Origin of the sequence: Rhodococcus sp. OK519 (assembly GCF_003051005.1) — a bacterium.
GTDB lineage: Bacteria > Actinomycetota > Actinomycetes > Mycobacteriales > Mycobacteriaceae > Prescottella.
Map to the genome: position 1 here is coordinate 487,015 of NZ_QAOW01000003.1, position 19,010 is coordinate 506,024.

At 65.7% G+C, this 19,010-nt stretch carries 21 protein-coding genes and 1 riboswitch; of the genes, 10 read left to right on the forward strand and 11 right to left on the reverse strand.

Annotated elements, in window-relative coordinates:
- Nucleotides 1-170 precede the first annotated feature (170 nt).
- Together C8K36_RS12305 and C8K36_RS24545 are read right to left on the reverse strand one after the other, a co-directional pair.
- Nucleotides 171-749 (reverse strand): hypothetical protein, encoded by a 579-nt coding sequence (locus tag C8K36_RS12305; protein WP_146176490.1) that lies wholly within the window; start codon nucleotides 747-749, stop codon nucleotides 171-173.
- A gap of 357 nt (nucleotides 750-1,106) precedes the next feature.
- Nucleotides 1,107-1,613 (reverse strand): hypothetical protein, encoded by a 507-nt coding sequence (locus tag C8K36_RS24545; protein ID WP_146176491.1) that lies wholly within the window; start codon nucleotides 1,611-1,613, stop codon nucleotides 1,107-1,109.
- Nucleotides 1,614-1,835: 222 nt separating this feature from the next.
- Between C8K36_RS24545 and C8K36_RS12315 the strand changes: the two genes are divergently transcribed.
- Both C8K36_RS12315 and C8K36_RS12320 read left to right on the forward strand, forming a co-directional pair.
- Nucleotides 1,836-3,437: an ATP-dependent nuclease gene (locus C8K36_RS12315; protein ID WP_107984746.1), complete on the forward strand. Its 1,602-nt coding sequence runs from the start codon at nucleotides 1,836-1,838 to the stop codon at nucleotides 3,435-3,437.
- On the forward strand, nucleotides 3,434-4,516 hold the full coding sequence (locus tag C8K36_RS12320; RefSeq protein WP_107984747.1) for a UvrD-helicase domain-containing protein: 1,083 nt from the start codon (nucleotides 3,434-3,436) through the stop codon (nucleotides 4,514-4,516). Before C8K36_RS12315 ends, C8K36_RS12320 begins: the two co-directional genes overlap by 4 nt.
- Nucleotides 4,517-4,568: 52 nt before the next feature.
- On the opposite strand, the gene C8K36_RS12325 is transcribed toward C8K36_RS12320, so the two are convergent.
- Genes C8K36_RS12325 through C8K36_RS12340 form a run of 4 tightly spaced genes read right to left on the reverse strand, consistent with a single transcriptional unit; the run spans nucleotide 4,569 to nucleotide 7,983 of the window.
- A complete protein-coding gene (locus C8K36_RS12325) occupies nucleotides 4,569-6,260 on the reverse strand; it encodes an MDR family MFS transporter (protein WP_107984748.1) in 1,692 nt (563 codons plus the stop codon).
- A 32-nt stretch (nucleotides 6,261-6,292) separates the two neighbouring features.
- Nucleotides 6,293-7,123 (reverse strand): crotonase/enoyl-CoA hydratase family protein, encoded by an 831-nt coding sequence (locus C8K36_RS12330; protein WP_107984749.1) that lies wholly within the window; start codon nucleotides 7,121-7,123, stop codon nucleotides 6,293-6,295.
- A 38-nt stretch (nucleotides 7,124-7,161) separates the two neighbouring features.
- The gene (locus C8K36_RS12335; protein WP_107984825.1) at nucleotides 7,162-7,599 is read right to left on the reverse strand and encodes a carboxymuconolactone decarboxylase family protein; all 438 of its coding nucleotides are present in this window, start codon (nucleotides 7,597-7,599) and stop codon (nucleotides 7,162-7,164) included.
- Between the two features lie 30 nt (nucleotides 7,600-7,629).
- Nucleotides 7,630-7,983, reverse strand: a complete 354-nt coding sequence (locus tag C8K36_RS12340) for a VOC family protein (protein WP_181319518.1) — start codon at nucleotides 7,981-7,983, stop codon at nucleotides 7,630-7,632.
- Between the two features lie 296 nt (nucleotides 7,984-8,279).
- On the opposite strand from C8K36_RS12340, the gene C8K36_RS12345 reads away from it, so the two are divergent.
- A complete protein-coding gene (locus C8K36_RS12345) occupies nucleotides 8,280-8,801 on the forward strand; it encodes a 2-oxo-4-hydroxy-4-carboxy-5-ureidoimidazoline decarboxylase (protein WP_107984751.1) in 522 nt (173 codons plus the stop codon).
- Here C8K36_RS12345 and C8K36_RS12350 read toward each other — a convergent pair.
- A complete protein-coding gene (locus C8K36_RS12350) occupies nucleotides 8,795-9,403 on the reverse strand; it encodes a TetR/AcrR family transcriptional regulator (RefSeq protein WP_107984752.1) in 609 nt (202 codons plus the stop codon). The two genes, C8K36_RS12345 and C8K36_RS12350, sit on opposite strands and share 7 nt — an antisense overlap.
- 92 nt (nucleotides 9,404-9,495) lie before the next feature.
- Here C8K36_RS12350 and C8K36_RS12360 point away from each other — a divergent pair, with 92 nt between their 5' ends.
- From C8K36_RS12360 to C8K36_RS12390, 7 genes are all read left to right on the forward strand, one after another.
- The gene (locus C8K36_RS12360) at nucleotides 9,496-10,602 is read left to right on the forward strand and encodes a hypothetical protein (RefSeq protein ID WP_420910875.1); all 1,107 of its coding nucleotides are present in this window, start codon (nucleotides 9,496-9,498) and stop codon (nucleotides 10,600-10,602) included.
- A 15-nt stretch (nucleotides 10,603-10,617) separates the two neighbouring features.
- Nucleotides 10,618-11,091 carry a YbaK/EbsC family protein gene (locus C8K36_RS12365; RefSeq protein ID WP_107984753.1) on the forward strand — a complete coding sequence of 158 codons (474 nt, stop codon included), beginning with the start codon at nucleotides 10,618-10,620 and terminating at the stop codon, nucleotides 11,089-11,091.
- Nucleotides 11,092-11,212: 121 nt separating this feature from the next.
- Nucleotides 11,213-11,767: a flavin reductase family protein gene (locus tag C8K36_RS12370; RefSeq protein ID WP_107984754.1), complete on the forward strand. Its 555-nt coding sequence runs from the start codon at nucleotides 11,213-11,215 to the stop codon at nucleotides 11,765-11,767.
- A 79-nt stretch (nucleotides 11,768-11,846) separates the two neighbouring features.
- Nucleotides 11,847-12,632 (forward strand): alpha/beta hydrolase, encoded by a 786-nt coding sequence (locus C8K36_RS12375; protein ID WP_107984755.1) that lies wholly within the window; start codon nucleotides 11,847-11,849, stop codon nucleotides 12,630-12,632.
- Between the two features lie 80 nt (nucleotides 12,633-12,712).
- Nucleotides 12,713-14,014, forward strand: a complete 1,302-nt coding sequence (locus C8K36_RS12380; RefSeq protein ID WP_107984756.1) for a serine hydrolase domain-containing protein — start codon at nucleotides 12,713-12,715, stop codon at nucleotides 14,012-14,014.
- Between the two features lie 65 nt (nucleotides 14,015-14,079).
- Nucleotides 14,080-14,865, forward strand: a complete 786-nt coding sequence (locus tag C8K36_RS12385) for an oxidoreductase (RefSeq protein WP_107984757.1) — start codon at nucleotides 14,080-14,082, stop codon at nucleotides 14,863-14,865.
- A 36-nt stretch (nucleotides 14,866-14,901) separates the two neighbouring features.
- Nucleotides 14,902-15,660, forward strand: a complete 759-nt coding sequence (locus C8K36_RS12390; protein ID WP_107984758.1) for a methyltransferase domain-containing protein — start codon at nucleotides 14,902-14,904, stop codon at nucleotides 15,658-15,660.
- Nucleotides 15,661-15,675: 15 nt separating this feature from the next.
- Here C8K36_RS12390 and C8K36_RS12395 read toward each other — a convergent pair whose 3' ends face one another.
- The 4 genes from C8K36_RS12395 to C8K36_RS12405 all read right to left on the reverse strand — a co-directional run bounded on the left by C8K36_RS12395 (nucleotide 15,676) and on the right by C8K36_RS12405 (nucleotide 18,955).
- On the reverse strand, nucleotides 15,676-16,311 hold the full coding sequence (locus tag C8K36_RS12395) for an LLM class flavin-dependent oxidoreductase (protein WP_107984759.1): 636 nt from the start codon (nucleotides 16,309-16,311) through the stop codon (nucleotides 15,676-15,678).
- A gap of 45 nt (nucleotides 16,312-16,356) precedes the next feature.
- Complete coding sequence (locus tag C8K36_RS25440) at nucleotides 16,357-16,440, reverse strand: putative leader peptide (RefSeq protein WP_420910879.1); 84 nt, start codon at nucleotides 16,438-16,440, stop codon at nucleotides 16,357-16,359.
- A 74-nt stretch (nucleotides 16,441-16,514) separates the two neighbouring features.
- Nucleotides 16,515-17,828 (reverse strand): aminotransferase class V-fold PLP-dependent enzyme, encoded by a 1,314-nt coding sequence (locus tag C8K36_RS12400; RefSeq protein WP_107984760.1) that lies wholly within the window; start codon nucleotides 17,826-17,828, stop codon nucleotides 16,515-16,517.
- A gap of 54 nt (nucleotides 17,829-17,882) precedes the next feature.
- Nucleotides 17,883-17,997, reverse strand: a riboswitch (SAM riboswitch).
- 253 nt (nucleotides 17,998-18,250) lie between these two features.
- The gene (locus C8K36_RS12405; RefSeq protein ID WP_107984761.1) at nucleotides 18,251-18,955 is read right to left on the reverse strand and encodes a YciI family protein; all 705 of its coding nucleotides are present in this window, start codon (nucleotides 18,953-18,955) and stop codon (nucleotides 18,251-18,253) included.
- Nucleotides 18,956-19,010: the final 55 nt, after the last annotated feature.

Consider the following 19,010-nt stretch of genomic DNA (forward strand, 5'->3'; position numbering starts at 1 on the left):
CGGTTCGCGAGCCTGTCTACATCACATGGAGACCGTTAAACGGTACGGCGCAAAAAGGCGACTGGCAGATGATCACGAGAAAATGACGCACTACACTACGGCCACGTTCAACGACGATCCGCTTTGCGTCTTCAGTTCCGTGCATATTTGGTTTGAAGCCTCCTAACGTCTCACCCAGGTACCCGCCATGCCGTGACAGAGTCGCTTTCCGCAATTGGAGGCAATTTCGTGACCGTGAAGCCACCGCCACGGCCCCCCCTCCAAACACTGTATCGACGACCACGCTCGGTCTCGATAATGACCGGAAAGTTCCCCCTCCCCTCGCCCGCCCGCCGTATGGATACTATCGCCCTCTCTGGTAGCGGATACTCGTCCGTCAGCGCGTCAACGTACTCGCGGTAGCTGGACCCAGGGTCACTCAATTCAATGACAGCCTGAGCTGCCTGAGCCTGTCCCTGATCTAGACTTCCAATATCGGTGAGGATCGCGATCTGGGTCGCCAGCGCCTCGATCTTGTCGTGAGTCTTCTCGGTATCTTTCGCTGTGAGGATGTAGATGACCACAGCAAACGACAAAGCGCACACAGTCGCCCAGAATCCAGCCAACTCGAAGACCCCGCGAGCGTTGAACCACCAGAAAGCAGCAGTTGGCACCGCCGCGACGACTGCAGACCCCCCGATAACAAAGCGTCGCTTAGTCACTTGCTCGGAGAACCATTCTTGCGCTTTGCCGCTCCATGGATGCTTCAATGACTTCTCCCGAACTCCCCGGACACTAAAATGGCCCTCTCCGTCAATTGCAGGACCATGCCCCGCTACTCACCTCGTGCAAGGTAGCGCCGAATCGGGCATTCTGCTCATCGGCCTTCTCCGGCCGCATTCGGCCACCCCGACTGAGCCCTGGCCGGTTCCGTTTTGCACTGTCCGGCAAAGCGGCGTTCGGGCGTCGACCCGATACGGATATCAAGTCGATTGAAGTGGCTGGCCGGCACGACGGGTGGACCGAGGTTGCGAGACCGCGGGTCGCCTGCACGCGAATCCATCCACATCTCAAACCATGCCACTCCGCGCGTACGCACTCTGGAAGGTCACCGAAGGATGACTCAACTAGGAAATCGGGTCCCTCCCCCGATCCGCACAGATCTGATTGCAGATCTCCCGCACCTCGTCAGGAACCTCGGAGATCAACATCAGATAGGTATCACCTGTGGCCCCGAGTGCGCCGGACCCGAACTCTCGGTAATGGTCATCGCACAGATATGCGCCCCCGCTACGGTCGCCTATCTGGATTTGGGCGTCATAGCGCGCGGTCACACCACAAAAATCGCACTTGGGTAGGCTCGATAGGAACGCGACTGTACCTAGCCGGGGGTTGACCATAAGATCTACTTCGTCAGCGAGTTCGTACGAGTGAGCCAATTCATGAAGGACGTGTTCGGGAGGCGGCGGCACCAGATTTCCACTAGCGTTCCTGGCTGGCCACGCCATCGCGTGGAGATTCATGTAGTCGTACACCGCCTCGAATGCGGCGTGAAGTCGCTCGTCACCAGTCAAGTCCGAGGGCAGATTGAGCGAAGCGTTCGGCATCCGCAAGAACGGATCTGGGGTCGTCATGGCCGAAGTCTGCCTTGAGCGAGCTACTGCCGAGGCAGTTTCGATGCCGCTCACCGCAGCCTTCTCCAGTCAGACGTGATCCCACGTATCGCACTTTCTTCTATCAGCAATTATCTTCGCCACTCCCGGCGATTCGCAGCATCGCCTGCCGGAATCCCGTGCTTCAATGCAAGATTGCTGGATGGGCGCCGACGCCCAAACAGGGGACAAAGAGGTCAACACATGATTGAGCGCATCGTCGTCCGGGGCTACCGCCTCTTGCAGGACTTCGAGATGGAGCCCTCGGCGGGACTCAATATCGTCGTGGGCGGCAACGAGGCTGGCAAGTCGACCCTCCTGGAGGCGATCAGTCTGGCTCTCACGGGGCGTGTCGACGGCCGCTGGGCTGAAGAACAACTCAACCCGTACTGGTTCAACCAACAATTGGTGGCCGACTACTTCACTGCGCTTACCGGCGGGAGTTCCCCCGAGGCCCCTGAGATCCTCATCGAACTCTTTCTCAGCCAGTCGAACCCGGACATCCACGTCCTCCGCGGCGTCTACAATTCCCGAGCCACGGACGCACCAGGCCTGCGCGTCCACATCAAGCCGTCGACCGACTACGCCCAGGAATTCACCGACTATCTCAATGCCCCAGACCGACCCGACATCATCCCTGTCGAGTACTACGAGGTGGAGTGGCAAGATTTCGCCGGTGCAACAATCCGCCGCCGCCCGAAGGGACTGGGGGTCTCCTTCATCGACTCGCGAACTATCCGGTCGACAACAGGTGTCGATTACCACATGCGCGAGATGCTCGGTGACTTCGTCGAGGCTAAGGAGCGAGCTGCAATCTCAGTAGCGCACCGTAGCGCACGGCACAACATTTCGGAGACTGCGCTTTCCGAGGTGAACCAACGCATCGCCACTGCTAGCACCAGACTCCATGAAAAAGATCTCGCCCTGCAGATGGATCAGTCATCAAGCGCATCTTGGGAAGCGGGCGTTGTCCCACACGTTGGTGAGATCCCGTTTGCCCTTGCGGGCCAGGGTCCGCAAGCCGCGATCAAGGTGGCGCTCGCGATGAACCGCTCGGCTGGTACCACGGCTTACGTTCTGATCGAGGAGCCGGAGAATCACCTGTCCCACACCAGCCTTACAAGCCTGATCGCTCGCATCGAGGCGCTTGCAGGCGAACGGCAGGTTTTCATCACCACACACAGTTCCTACGTTCTCAACCGGCTTGGGCTCGACAAGCTCCGACTCCTGCACGCGGGAACACCGACAACGTTCTCTGCGATCACTGCAGACACCGTTCGCTACTTCAAGCGTCTCTCCGGCTTCGATACCCTCCGGATCGTTTTGGCGGACAAACTCGTCCTCGTGGAGGGCCCGTGCGACGAGATGCTCTTCGAACGCGCCTTCCGCGACAAGCACGGCAAGGCACCCATCGAAGCTGGGATCGACGTACTGTCCATGGCCGGGGTTGCCTTGGCTCGAGCCCTGGAGCTCTCCGCAGCAGTCGGCCGTCAGGTCGCTGGGATCCGAGACAACGACGGTCAGCCGCCAAGTCACTGGGAGGAGAAGGTTGCAGCCCATCTCCTCCCCGGGAAGCGGGAACTATTCATCGGGGAACCTGCCGATGGCAAGACCCTCGAACCTCAGTTGATTCACGCCAATGGCGACGCCGTCTTGCGAGCACTTCTGCCGATTGCGGATGCCACGAAATCCACCCTCGACTGGATGACCGGCCACAAGACCGACGCTGCCTTGACACTGGCCGAATCGGAAACTTCGATCACGTTCCCGGACTATCTGATGAAAGCGATCGAGTTCGTCGAATGAACCGAGTCACTCTCGCCGTCGCTGGCTCCCGCAAGACGCAGTCAATCGTCGATGCCTGCGCAGGCGGAGCACCGAACGTACGCCGCCTCGCATTGACATTAACCCAAACCGGACAAGCCGAGCTCCAGGGACGACTCCGGCAAGCCTGTACACCAGGAACAGCACCCGAGGTCATGGGTTGGTTTACGTTTCTACTTCAACACTGCATCCGCCCGTATCTACCGCTGCAGTTTCCTGAACAGCGCCTCCGCGGCTTCAACTTTGACGGCCAGCCCGTAGGCGGAAGATACGCCGAGGGACCGGCGCGATTCTTCGACGCAGAGGGGCGAGCGTATCGGCTCCATCTGTCGAGGCTGGCCTGCGACGTGTCCGCGGCGAGCAATGGCGCTGTCGTCGACCGCCTTTCCCACATCTACGACGAGATCTACATCGACGAGGTGCAGGACCTGACCGGGTGCGACCTCCTCATCGTCGAACAGCTCATGAAAGCCGCCGACGTCGACGTCCACATGGTGGGCGACGTTCGGCAATCGGTGTTCGATACCAACCCTCGGGACCCGAATCTCAAGAAGTTTCGAGGCGTGAAGATGCTCGACTGGTTCGAACTGCACCGCGCCTCAGGTCTTCTCGACGTCCAGCACAACCAGGAAACCTGGCGCGCCAACCAAGTGATCGCCGACTTCTCCGACACACTCTTCCCAACCGAGTTCTGTTTCGAACCGACAGTCTCGAAACAGACAGAGCTCACCGGCCACGATGGGGTGTTCGCTCTCACCGAGGCCGACACGGCCGCTTACTTGACGCGGTTCAAACCGCAGGCGTTACGAGACAGCATCGCCACAGCACGTAACGTCGATCTGCCGTTTCGCAATTTTGGGACGGTGAAGGGGCTGACCTTCGATCGAGTAGTCGTGTATCCGCCGAAGTCCGTCACTGACTTCCTCACAAAGGGGACTGAGCTCAAGCCGAAAACCGCGTGTGGGCTCTACGTGGCCGTAACCCGTGCCAAGCACTCGGTTGCATTCGTAGTCCAAAACCCGACGGCCACGCAGCTGACACCTTGGAGCGCATCAGGGTAGGAACGACGCCAATTTCGATGTTGAGCGACTCTGCCAACGAAATTGACCAGCACTAATCGCCGCCTGCTCGAGTGACACCCGATCCACTGTCGTCGACACCCGACTTCTTCCGCAGCGGCACCTCGCGCCAGATGAGGATCAGCACCAGCGCGACGACGGCGAGGACGACAACCGGCGGATAGATCGCCTCGAAGGCCGCCGCGAAGCCGTCCTTGAACGGTGCCGCGAGGGTGGGATTCAACTGTTCGATGAAGGATGTGTCGTTCATCGCGGCACTCGCCGCGCTCGGGTCGCCGCTCATCAAGCCGCGCGCGATTTCGGCCTCCACCGGGTTCGAACTGTTCACGCCGGCCGCGACGGCCTGCTGGAACTCCGGTGACGCGGCGGCGTCGTGCAGTTGAGTCGTGATCGCCGGGGTCAGTTGCGCGAAGAGGATCGACAGGAACAGCGCGACACCGAGCGTGCCGCCAATCTGCCGGAAGAACGTGGCGGCGGCCGTCGAGACGCCCATGTCCCTGGGCGGCAACGCGTTCTGGATCGCCAGGGTCAATGGTTGCAGCAGATTTCCCAAGCCCAGTCCGAGCACGAAGATGAAGGTCATGAACATCGGCAGGCTGGTCTGCGCGGTCACCGTGTGCAGCAGCAGGGCCGCGACCGCGATCAGCACAGCACCGACGATCGTGAAGATGCGATAGCGGCCGGTCTTGGCGATCAATTGACCGGACAGCACCGACCCGATCGCGATGCCGAGCACCGCGGGCAGCATCTGGAAGCCCGCCACGGTGGGACTCGAGCCCTTCACCACCTGCAGGTACTGCGGGATGACGGTGATGGCACCGAACATCACGGCGCCGACGAGGAAGCTGATGAGCACGCCGAGCGCGAACGTCTGGCCGCGGAAGAAGTGCAGCGGGAACAGTGCCGCGTCCTTCATGAAGTATTCGACGACGACGAAACCCAGCACGCCGACGACGCCGATCGCGTAGCAGGTCAACGACTTCGGGCTGGTCCAGCCCCACTCGCGCCCCTGCTCTGCGACCACCAGGATCGGAACCAGGCCGATCGCGAGGACGAGCGCGCCCCACCAGTCGATCCGTATGGCCCGGTGCACCGGCGGCAGGTGCAGCACCCGCCACACCACCGCGAGCGCGAGCATGCCGATGGGGACGTTGACGAGGAACACCCACCGCCACCCGGCGATGCCCAGGATCGACGGCTGTCCCGCCAGCACGCCGCCGATCACCGGGCCGAGCACGCTCGACGTGCCGAACACAGCGAGGAAGTAGCCCTGGTAGCGGGCGCGTTCCCGGGGCGAGACGATGTCGCCCACGATCGCGAGCGCCAGCGAGAACAGGCCACCGGCGCCCAGGCCCTGGATGGCCCGGAACACCGCGAGCATGTACATCGACTGGGCGAACGTGCACAGCACAGAACCGAGCACGAAAAGCACGATTGCGGCCATGAAGAACGGTTTGCGGCCGTAGATGTCGGACAGCTTGCCGTACAGCGGGGTGACGAGGGTCGCGGTGATGAGGTACGCGGTGGTCACCCACGCCTGCAGGGCATAGCCGTCGAGGTCGTCGGCGATCGTGCGCATCGCCGTCGCGACGACGGTCTGATCGAGCGCGGCGAGGAACATGCCGAGCAGCAGGCCGCTGAGGATCGCCAGGATCTGGCGGTGGGTGAACGAAACCTGCGGCCCGGACGCGGCGGCGGGATCGATGTCTCGAGATTCCTCGGTCATGTCCGACCCCGCCGTCGCTCGTCACATCGCGGTCAGTGCCCCTTGAACTCTGGGGGACGCTTCTGGAACACCGCCGTGATCGCCTCGGTGAGGTCCTCCGACGGCAGGAAGGCCGCATTCCACGCGGCCACGTAACGCAGGCTGTCGTTCACCGCCGCGGAACGACTGTGGTCGAGCACGTCCTTGATGCCGTGCACCACGAGCGGCGGGTTGGCCGCGATGTCGGCGGCGGTCGCGTGTGCCGCGGCGAGCACCGCGTCGGCATCCTCGAACACGTCATTGACCAGTCCGATCTTCTCCGCGCGGGCCGCGTCGATGTCTTTGCCGGTCAGCGCCAGTTCACGCAGATGCCCGTCGCCGATGATCGCCGGCAGGCGGGCGAAGCTGCCCATGTCGGCGACGATAGCAACCTTGACCTCGCGGATGCTGAACTTCGCGTCGGCACTTGCGTATCGGATGTCGGCGGCCGTGATCAAGTCGACACCGCCGCCGATGCACCAGCCCTGGATCGCGGCGACGACGGGCTTGCGGCAGTCCGCGACGGCGTTGATGCCGGACTGCATGCGCTTGATCAGGTTGTGGAAGTCGGTGCGCGGACCGGCCTGAGCCTTGTCCGCGAGCACGGCGCCGAAGCCCCCGCTCATCGCCGGCAGGTCGAGGCCGAACGAGAAGTGCTTGCCCGATCCCGCCAGTACGACGGCACGGACCTCGGGGTCCGCGTCGAGTTCGGCGAAGATGCCGGGGAGTTCCTCCCAGAAGTCCGGCCCCATCGCGTTGCCCTTGCCGGGGCCGATGAGCGTCACCTGCGCGACGTGGTCCTTGCGCTCGACCGTGAACGCTTTCCAGCTCTGCTGTTCCGTCATTACCGAAGAGTAACTTGGCGGCGTCGGGCACACCAGAGTCAGGGAGCGACGGGATAGTGGCTGGTGATCGCGACGCGGTTCCACGCGTTCATCACGATCGCGAGCCAACTCACCGCCGACACCTGCTGCTCGTTCAGCGAACCGTCGTCCCACACCCGGGTGTCCGGCACCGACAGCCGGGTCACCTGCTCCGCCAGAGCGAGCGCGGCACGCTCAGCCGGCGTGAAGTACTGCGATTCCCACCAGGCCGCGATCACCGCCAGCCGGTCGCTCGTCTCCCCCTGGGATATGGCGTCGCGGGTGTGCATGCGCAGGCAAAATGCGCACCCGTTGAGTTGCGACACCCTGATCTTGACCAGTTCTCCCAGGAGCGGGTCCAGCCCCGACGCTTCGATTGCGGCATCGGCCTGCCCGTTGAGGACGATCAACTGCTTGTAGGCGTCCGGGTGCTGCTTGCTGAGGTTCACCGAACTCATCTGCACTCCTCCGATTCGCTTCGGGCGTCGTCAGTCGCGATGCCGCACGATGTTCAGGATGTTGCCGTCCGGCGCACGGACGAAGAATCTGCGCACACCCCACGGCTCGGTGGTCAACGGGTACACGATCTCGTACCCGAGTCTGCGCGCCTGCGCGTATGCAGCGTCGACGTCGTCGGTGTGCACCGACACCACAGAATCCTCGGGCGCGGACGCATCGCGCGTGACCAACTGGACGCTCACCCCGGTGTCCGGTGACGCGAAGCGGGCCACCCAGCCCATGTCGAACTCCTCGGTACTCAAACCGAGATAGTCCGTGTAGAAGCGTTTGGCCGCACCGACATCCGGAACACGAAGATTGGCCGTGATGCGTGTGACGCGCATGTCGTCCTCCAGTCGCACTCGACGCGGACACCGAAATCCTCCCAGCCCGAGGCGAACCTAGTGGCGATACGCGCGATCTCATCCCGTTCGGACTCCCCGCCCGATCTACCGCTCGAGCCTCGCCGGACGGGTGACCGCCAGGACGACGCCGGCCATCCCCGCGGTTCTCCACCGATCCACGCTCGACTCGTTAAATGTGCGCAAAATCCGCGCAGACCGGCTGGCTTCAACCCTCGAGAGGTGCATGATCGAATCGCCCGCACGTGGCATCTCCGCGACGTCGAGAGAGGTTGCGCATGCTTATGCACCAGGGAATCGGTCTCGATCGGTTCAACGATCTGCCCCGCAGTCGAGCCGTGCACGCGCTGTTCGAATGCTGCTGCTGCCTGCCGTGGTCGGCACGGATCGCCGACGGCCGCGCGTACGCGTCGCACAGCGAACTCCTCGCGTTCGCCGACTCCGAGTTGCACGCGTTGCCCGAGTCCGAGATCGCGCAGGCGCTGCAGGGCCATCCGCGGGTCGGGGCGCGGGCGGGGAGCCTGGCGTCGTTCCGGGAGCAGTGCTCGGTGTGGGTCGAGGATGTTGCCGTGATGAGCACGCTCGACCAGGCATCCGCTGCGTACGAAGCGCGGTTCGGTTTCCGGTACGTGTGGTGCTCGGACGGACGTAACGGCCGGGCGCTGCTCGCCGACTTGACGGCACGTATGACGAACACCCTCGACACCGAACGGCACGTCAGGACAACGGAACTCGCACGAATCACCTGCACTCGACTCGACCGGATGCTCGGCCCGGAGGGCGGGTTCCCGACCTACTGAGGACGGTCGGCGCGCGCCACGGCCCCGGCGAACAACGCGGTCACGGCCTCGCCCATCGTGCGTTCGTCGACTTCCTCAGGGTCGACGGAATGTTCGAGGACCAGCCCGGAGATGAGTGCCATCAACGAGATCGCGGTGGTTCGGACGTCGATGTCGACAGCCCACTCGCGCGCCCGTTCGCCGATCAGCTCGACGAGTTTGCCGCGCAGATAACGACGTTCGCGTAGATACGCCTGTTCGACGATCGGGTCACGGCCCGCCTGGACCCCGAACTCGAGGACGAGTAGCGACCATCCCGGATCGGCGGTGAGCGCCGACGCGATCTCGGCACCGCCGCGCCCGACGGCGTCTGCCAGGTCGAGGCCGGAGATCTCGGCGAGGACCCGGCCCGCGAGTTCGAGGGAGCGCTGCGCGAACAGTTCCGCGAACAGGTCCTGTTTGGACTCGAAGTTCGAGTACACGGCCCCTTTGGTGAATCCGGCGCGGCGGGCGATCTCGGCGAGTTTGGCACCGGCGAACCCTTGCTCGGCGAACTCGTCGGCGGCGGCGTCGAGGATGCGCGTTCGCACCACATCGCGCCCTGGCCGCGCTACTGCGGGCATCTCGTCTTGACGACTACCAGTCACGATACCTAGGGTATTCAATACCCACGGTATCGACAACCGCGCGGAACCACTCCGACTCGAGGACACCCGTGACCACATCGACCACCACCGAACCCGACTCCGCCGCACAGGCCCCGACATCGGCCGCACCGCTGCCCACAGGCCCGCTCGAGCGGTTCGGCAGCCGCAAGGTGATGGCCGCGCTGGTAGTCGGAGTGCTCGCGCTGCAGCTCGGATTCATCCTCAGCTACGTGGCGGCGTTCCATCAGCCGACACCGCGGGACATCACGGTCGCCGTCGTCGCCGGGCCTGGACTGCCCGACGGCATCGGTCAGCAGTCCGTCGACAAGCTCAACGCGCTCGACGGCCATCCCGTCGACGCCCGCACCGCATCCGACACCGCGGAGGTGCGGCGTCTGCTTCGCGATCGGGAGATCCAGGGCGCGTATGTGATCGAACCGACCGGTACCGACACACTGATGACCGCGAGCGCGGGCGGCAGTTCGATCGCGTCGGCGCTCGAGTCGATCTTCGAGCAGGTCTCGGAGACCCAGCACCGCCAGATCGTGGTGCGCGACGAGATCCCCGTCGGCGCCCACGACAACCGCGGACTGTCGGGCTTCTACCTGTCGATCGGCTGGGTCGTCGGCGGCTATCTGCTGGCGGCAGCCATCGGACTGATCATCGGAGCGCCGGCGACACTGCGGCAGGCGTGGGCCCAGCTCGCGGTGATGTTCGGGTACGCCGTCGTCTCGGGGGCACTCGGCGCGCTCATCACGACCCACGGACTGGGCACCTTTGCCGGTCATTGGTTCCCGCTGTGGATCCTGGGTACTGGCGTGGTGTTCGCAACGGGCGTGTTCACGCTGGGCCTACGCGCCGCCGTCGGCATCCTCGCCGTCCCGCTGGCCATCGCGGTGTTCGTGGTGCTCGGCAATCCGAGTGCCGGCGGCGCATTCGGCGCCAATGTGATCCCCAGCTTCTACGCGGCCATCGGCAAGTGGATCACGCCCGGCGCCGGGACCGAGGGCGTGCGCAGCATCGTGTACTTCGACAACGTCGGCCTGGCGCAGCCGGCGGTGGCGGTGGCGCTCTACACCGTGCTCGGCGCCGTCCTGCTCCTCGGCTTCACCGCGTTCCGGTCACAGAGGATCACCGGTTCGACGGCCGATACGCCTGCCCCCGCCGCGAAGTAGTCCTACTCTGAATCCATGCCCAGGCTGCTGCATCCCAATGCGGCGCACGTCGCCGACACCTTGATCGCGCGCGGTCACCACGGTGTCATCGTCACGCAGCCTGCCCCCACTCACAGCGCCGAGCAGGCCGCCGAGGCGCTGGGCGCGGATCGGGGCGCGATCGTGAAGTCGCTGATCTTCCTACTCGACGACGAACCGGTGTTGCTGCTGGTCTCGGGCGCGCACGAGGTGAATCTCGACGCGACCGGCGCGCGACTCCAGGGCACCCTGACGCGTGCCCCGCTGGACGTCGTGCGGGAGGTGACGGGGCAACCGATCGGCGGTGTGGCGCCGCTGGGGCACCCCACGAATCTGCCGACCTACATGGACACCGCCCTCGCCGCCCATCCGGAACTGTGGGCGGCCGCCGGCCATCCTGACACCGTCTTCCGCACCACGTTCCCCGAACTTCTCCGTGTCACGGCGGGTCTGTCCATCGACATGGACTGACCGGTCACGGCGCCGAAGGACCTCGATACGTAGTTGCCCGCTCAGTGAACGAGAACCTGGTCGCTCGGTGAGCCTGGCCTTATAGTGGCGGCAGTCCACCAGGTTCGAATCGGAGAATGCCTTGTCACAGTCTGTCGAGAACGCGCCCGAACTTGCTGTTGCTCCCGCCGACGGCTCGAAGGGCATCAGCAACGACGAGTACAAGGCCGCGATGCGCCGCCACCCGGCCGGTGTCACCATCGTGACCCTCGATTCGGAGAACGGTCCGGTCGGATTCACCGCGACGTCGTTCGCGTCGCTGTCGATGAACCCGCCGCTCATCTCGTTCAACATCGCGCTCAGCTCGTCGAGCATCAACGCGTTGCACGCAGCCGATTCGGTGGTCGTGCATCTGCTCGGGGAGCACCAGCAGCACCTGTCGCAGCGCTTCTCGCGCAGCGCCGATCAGCGGTTCAGCGACGAGTCGCTGTGGTCGCGGCTCGAGACTGGTGAGCCCGTGCTGCACGGCACCCCCATCTGGATGCGCACCACGGTCCACCAGTTGATCCCGGCCGGCGATCACACCCTGGTGATCGGCCTGATCACGCGCCTCCACAACGAGAACGACGACGAGGCCGCCGCCGCCCCACTGCTGTACCACGAGGGCCGCTACCACCGCGCTACACCGATGGACTAGCACTTCCGCACGTCCACCCGGCCCGGTTCGTCGTCGACGAACCGGGCCGGAGTCGTTCACTGGGCGCACACTGGACTGGATGCTCGAAGTCATCGACCGGGGACGCTCCACCAGTCGGCACCCGACTCCGGTGCTGTGCGTCCACGGCGCGTGGCACGGCGCCTGGTGCTGGGACGAGCACTTCCTGGAGTATTTCGTCGCCCGCGGCTACCGCGCGGTCGCCGTGAGCCTGCGCGGTCACGGCGGAAGTCGGACGTCCAAGCCACTGCACTCACTCTCGGTGGCCGACTACGTCGATGACGTCCGCAAAGTGGCGGACCGTCTGCCATCCGGCCCGATCCTCCTCGGTCATTCGATGGGCGGGTTCGTGGTCCAGAAGTACCTCGAGAGCAACACCGCACCCGCCGCGGTCCTCCTCGCGTCGACGCCGCCGCGGGGCGCGTCACGGTCACTGGTGCGCCGCGCCCGAGTCCATCCTTGGCTCTACGTGAAGGCGGCCGTCACCGGGCGATCCCTGCACACCGTCAGTCTCCCGGCGGTAGCCCGCGAGGCCTTCTTCCCTGCGGGCATGTCCGACATTCTGGTCACCCGGTACGCGTCCCGGCTCACCGAAGAGAGCCGACGGTCAGTCCTCGACACGTTGTTCCTCGACCTGCCCCGCCCGGAACGCGTGACGGCGCCGATCCTGGTGCTCGGCGGGTCCGACGACAGGGTCTTCTCCCCTGCCGAGATCCACGCCACCGCTCGGGCCTACCGGACGACTGCCGAGATCCTTCCACATACAACTCACAACATGATGCTCGGAACACAGTGGCGCCCAGTGGCCGAACACATCGCCATGTGGCTCGATGCCCGCGGTCTGTGACCCGGCCGGCCGACACTCTCGGCTACCCGACAACCGCGCCAAAGCCGACCATTTCGGACCGTTCGTTGTATTTTCGCGATATGAATTCGCGACGCGGGGACCGCGACGGACGCTTCACCACTGCACGACGTCGAATCGCGGTGGCCACGGCGGCGTTCGCACTGGGTGCCTCCCTCGCGGTGAGCGTGGGTACGGCGCCGGTCGCCGGAGCAGTCGCCCCCACGTTCAACCCGGGTTCCCGGCCCGGCAACGCGTCGGAGGTAGCGGCAGTCACCGAGGCGGTCCGAAACCACCTGGCGGGCACCGCGGGAGCGGCCATCGCCATCGTGAAGCCCTCGCCCGACAATCCGGCGGTCTCGATCACCACCACCTACTACTTCGGCGACGCGGACAAGTCGGGCCCGATCGCGGTCGGACCCCAGACCCGGTTCGAGATCGGCTCACAGACCAAGACATTCACCGCGGCCCTGCTCGCCCAACAGATTCAGCAGGGCAACTTGGCCCTCAACGACAACGCTCAGCGCTTGGTGCCCACGGACGCCGACGTCACGGTGCCGAGCCGCGACGGCAAGCAGATCACCCTCCGAGAACTGGCCGCCCACCGCTCCGGCCTGCAGCGCGACCCCGCGAACATGGGAGGCGGCTGCGCTGCCGAGGCGAACTACGACGCCGCGAAGCTGGCCGAGGGCCTGAAAGATCCCGGCGCCCTGGACTTCACCCCGGGTACCGACTGGCTGTACTCCAACTGGGGATTCGGCCTGCTCGGGTCGCTTCTGACCAATGCGTTCGAGCCCGGCAAACCGGCCTATGGGGAGGTCGTGAAGCGGGAGCTCACCGTTCCACTCGGCATGTCGCACACCGAGCTCGAACCGGCTGCGAATCCCTCACTGGCCGTGCCGTACAGCGGGGGCGTTCCCGTCTGCTACCACGACAACACCGGCACCATCGCGGGCGCCGGCGGACTGGTCAGCACGGTCGAGGACATGGCGATCTGGGCCGAGGCGACAATGGGCAGGGGATCAAACCCGCTGGCCCCGACCCTGAAGACGACACTCGATCGCATCGCCTCGGGCCCGGCGGGTAACGACATGCAGATGGGCATGGCATGGCAGTTGTATCCGGCTCTCCCGACATCCGAGTTCCCGGCGTACGCCTACAAGGACGGCACCACGCAGGGCTCCCAGAGTGCCACCGAACTGGTGCCGTCCGAGGACTGGGCGGTCACCGTGCTCACCAACGAGCGGAACGCGAATCCCAGCGCCGTCGCCGACCAGCTGCGTGAGCAACTGGCAACCGCGGGCAGCGACGAGCCCGTCCCCGCCGGATCGTCCGGCAACACCGGATCTTTCTGGAACATAGGGCGAATCCCGTTCGGGAGCTGACACCTACGCGCGGCCACTGGGTAGAATCGGGACCGGCCACATCCGATCCACAGGATCGAGAAGTCATGGACCTGCATCTGACCGGTAGGTGTGCCGTCGTCACCGGCGCAAGCAAGGGCATCGGACTCGCGGTGACCAGTGCGCTGGTCGCAGAGGGTGCTCACGTCGTCGCCGGATCCCGCACTCGCACTGCGGAACTCCAGTCGATGGAGGCGGACGGAAATGTGACGTTCGTGGCGTGCGACCTGTCCACCGCGGAGGGCCCGGTGGCCCTGATCGAGGCGGCCGCCGCTCGTGGCGGAGTGGACGTCCTGGTCAACAACGCCGGCGCCGTCACGCCGCGCACCGGCGGCTTCGCGAGCGTCTCCGACGACGACTGGATCGCCTCGCTGACCCTGACGTTCCTCTCCGCGGTGCGCACCACCCGCGCCGCGCTCCCCCAGATCGTCCGCCGCGGCGGCGGGTCGATCGTCACCGTCAGCTCGGTCAACGCGTTCCTCCCGGACCCGGGGGTGGTCGACTACTGCGCTGCTAAGGCCGCGCTCACCAACTTCTGCAAATCGCTGTCCAAAGAGGTTGCCGGTCAGAATATTCGAGTCAATACGGTCAGCCCCGGGCCGGTGACCACCGCACTGTGGCTTGCCGACGACGGAGTCGCCTCCACTGTCGCCCGGGTCAGCGGCAGCACAGCCGAGTCGGTAGTCGAGGCGGCCGCCGCCGGCTCGGAGACGGGACGGTTCACCCGCCCCGACGAGGTGGCCGATCTCGTCGCCTTTCTCGCGAGCGATCGTTCCGGCAACATCACGGGCGCCGACTTCGTCATCGACGGCGGACTGATCAAAACCCTCTGATCTCGAAACCCTTTGATTGCAGGGACAATCGGTGCCATGGACCGCACATTCGACGAACTGGTCGCGGAGGCCGAGGCCGCTCCGATGGAGGGCTGGGAGTTCTCGTGGCTCGACGGGCGCGCCACCGAACAGCGCCCGTCGTGGGGCTATCAACGAGTCCTGGGCACACGCCTGGCGCGAGCGACGGCCGCCCTCGACATCGAGACCGGCGGCGGGGAAGTCCTTGCGGGCGCCGGCGCGATGCCGCGAACCATGGTGGCGACCGAGTCGTGGCCGCCCAACATCGCGAAGGCGACCGCGCTGCTGCACCCGATGGGTGCGGTGGTGGTCGCGGCTCCGGACGAGCCACCACTGCCGTTCGCGGACAACGCCTTCGATCTCGTCAGCAGCCGTCACCCCAATACCGTGGCGTGGGCGGACATCGCGCGGGTGCTCGTCCCCGGTGGAACCTATCTGGCCCAGCACGTCGGCCCCGAGAGCGTGTTCGAACTGGCCGAGTTCTTCCTCGGTCCACAGCCCGAGGCACGACGCCTCCGGCATCCGGACACCGAGTCCGCCGACGCGCGCTCCGCCGGACTGGAGATCGTGGACCTACGGTTCGAGCGACTACGCGTGGAGTTCTTCGACATCGGCGCGGTGATCTACTTCCTGCGGAAAGTGATCTGGATCGTTCCCGGATTCACCGTCGATGCCTATTCCGAACGCCTGCGTGACCTCGATCAGCACATCCGGGCGGAAGGGATGTTCGTCGCGCACTCCACCCGTTTCCTCATCGAGGCCCGCAAACCGTACTGAGCCTGGTCACGGACTTCAGGACGCGTGGGCCGGCCTGGCCCGGCCGAAGCGGGCGAGGGCCTCGTCGACGGTGTCGGACGCGACGGCCAGGCCTCGACGCTCGAGCCAGGGCAGGGTTCCGTCCACGATGCGCTCGAGCACCTGCGGGAGGGCGAGCGGCAACAGCGTGACGCCGTCCGCGACGTCGGCGGCCTGGATGTCGGCGATCAGGCCGGCGAGTCCGTGCGGCGTCCCCACGTACGAGAGTGTCGTCGGCTGGTGCGGAACTCCGAGTGTCTCGTCGAGCAGCGCCAGTTCGGCACGCGCGCTTCGGGAGTCGTCGGCGATGAGAGTTTCGATGTCGACGAGGACGGTGACGCTGTCGGGGTCACGCCCCTCAGCGGCCACCTGCGCACGGATGCGACTGCGGGTCTGCTGCGCCTCACGCAGATCGACGGCCTGGACACGGTGGACGACGGCGGGCGAGGCGGCGAGATCGAGCGCGTCGGGTCCGACGGTCAGGTCGACCCAGTAGTCGGGCCCGGTGAGCGGGACGTTACCGGCAATACGCGAGGACGCAGGATGACGGCCGGCGCCGGACAGTTCGACGGCCACCCGGAGCGGACGTCGCGGTGTGATGGAACGGATGGAAGCAAAGACGGACTGGGACATGATGATTCCTCGGGAAGAACGGAGTGTGGTGGGCGGCGCGAAAGGTCAGCGCCGACACATTTCCGAGGAGGTACGGCACAGGTCGACATGACGGCGGGACCACTGCCCGCTCCGATCGATCGACTCCATGCGCGTCACGCTATCCCCCGTCGCTGTCCCCCACCACAGTTCGGATCACGAAGATCCGAGTCGATTCGAATCGATTACACGCACTCGGCGGCACCGTCGATGGTGCTCGAGAAGCCACGGGTCTCGGGGACCGGGTTCCACAAGCCGTCGGTCTTGCCGTAGTTCCAGGTCTGCTCGCCGGCAACCAGCTGGCGGACGGCGGCGATGAGGCGCTCGACGTCGTCGGATCCGGTGCCCAGACCCAGGCTCGCGCGCACGGCGCCACCGGCGTGGCCGATGCGGTTCAGCAGCGGGTGGGCGCAGAAGCGGCCGTCGCGCACGCCGATGCCGTGCTCGGCCGACAGGTACGCGGCGATCTGACCGGGCTCGTAGCCGTCGATCGTGAAGGTGACGATGCCGACGCTGTCCGGGGCGTCCGACCACAGGCGCAGCAACTGCACGCCCTCGATCTCGCCGAGGCCCTCCGCGAGACGCGTCGACAGGACGCGCTCGTGCTCGACGACAGTGTCGAAGTCCAACGCGGACAATGCATCACACGCCGCAGCGAGGGCCGCGACGCCGAGGACGTTGGGGCTGCCGGCCTCGTGACGAGCCGGAGCCGGTGCCCAGAACGTCTCGTCGACCGTCACCTCACGCACGGCGCCACCGCCGGCGAGGTACGGCTCGGCCGCATCGAGCCAGTCGCGACGACCGACGAGCACACCGGCACCGAACGGCGCGTACAGCTTGTGCCCGGAGAAGGCCAGGTAGTCGACGCCGCTCTCGGACAGGCTCACACGGCGGTGCGGGGTGAGCTGCGCGCCGTCGACGAGGATGCGGGCGCCACAGCGGTGCGCGATCTCGGCGAGCTCGGCGATGGGGAGGACCTCGCCGGTGACGTTGGAGGCGCCGGTGATCGCGAGGAGTGCGGCAGGCTTGACGCTCAGCTCGGCAACGATGCGGCGAATGGTCTCGGCCACGGTGTCGGCTGCCTCGACGACGCGGGAGTTCTTCCACGGCAAGAAGTTTGCGTGGTGCTCGATGTCGAGGACCACGACGTCACCGGGAACGCAGGTCGCGAGGAGGTTGAGCGAGTCGGTGGTGTTGCGAGTGAAGACCACTACCTGGTCGTCATCGGTGTCGACGAAGCGCTCGACGGACCCGCGGGCACTCTCGTACGCCTCGGTGCTCACACGGGAGGCGTAGCCGGCACCGCGGTGGACGCTCGCGTAGAACGGCAGCAGCTCCTGCACACGGTCGGTGACCTGCGCCAGAGCGGGAGCGCTGGCTGCGTAGTCGAAGTTTGCATAAACGCAGGTTCCACCCCCGACGAGCGGAACCTGCAAGTCACAGCCGGAAACCCGGGCGATCGGGGCGGTGGCACAGGCGGTGGTGAGTACAGCAGTCATCACAAAATCCTTCGGGTCCGGGACCCGTCGGCAGTGAAGACTGAATGCCACCGGAGTCCGCGCTTGCCGTGGCCTCATGGCGCACAGCCTGGTCGTCACCCGGAGCACCCCACCGCGGTTGGAGGGTTGCCGACCAGCTAGCCGGGGCTTGATGCTGGTACTCGTGACCTGGCAACGAGGATGTCAGAGCCCTCCGCGCGATGTCAACCCACCGTCAACCCTTCCATCATGAGACGGTCATCACACTCCAGCTCGGCTCCTCGCGGCACCCAGTTGGCCGACAGCCTCCAGCCCGCGATCGGGGCCGTCCCGAAAACCCACCGCCACAGCATGATTGATTCGAACCGCCGGAGACGCACGCAGTGCGAGCAGCCGAACGTACGCACGGACGATCCCGGACCAGTCCGTGGACGGGAGCTCTCTCAGTCGGCAACGATCTGCCGGAGTTCGACGCACCCCTTGGGCCCGAGGGGGATCTTCGACGCGAGCGCCACCGCCGCTTCCCGATCGGGCGCGGACAGCACGTAGATGCCATTCGCGATCTCGTTGTCCTCGGTGAACGGCCCATCCGTCAGCAGCATCTCCCCGTCGCGCAGCCGCACGGTCGTCGCCGACGCCGGCTGGAACAGCGCCCCGGAACCCTTCACCCGATCGCCGGCGATCTCGCCGAACCGCTGGTGCTCGGCAACCCGTGCCTCCCACTCCGCCGACCCCGGTTCGCTCGCCGATCCCCGCGGTTCGCGCAGCAGCGCGGCCCACCACGTGTCCGTCGGTTCTTCCGCGGAGTTCCAGAACACCATCGGCCACAGTTCCACGTGCCCGGTCGACACCTCTGGAACCTGCCGCACCAGCGACAGCGCGGCGTCCAGGTCCGCGGCGTCGAACACGTAGTAGCCGCCGACGGCCTCGGTGACCTCCGCGAACGGCCCGTCCGTCACGAGCGTGTTCCCGCCGTCGTGCCGGATGGTCGCGGCATCGGACGTGGGGTACAGCCCGCCACCCGCGACGGCCTCCTGCGCCTTGGTCCAGAACTCCTGATGCCGCTGCATCGACGCGGTGTACGCGTCCGTGCCGGGAATCGACCCGGGGCCGCCCTCCTCGGCGGCGAGCAATGCCAGGTAGTACATGTCGTCATCCTCCCTCCGACATCCTCCCTCCGACGCGGGGCCGATTACCCCGCTT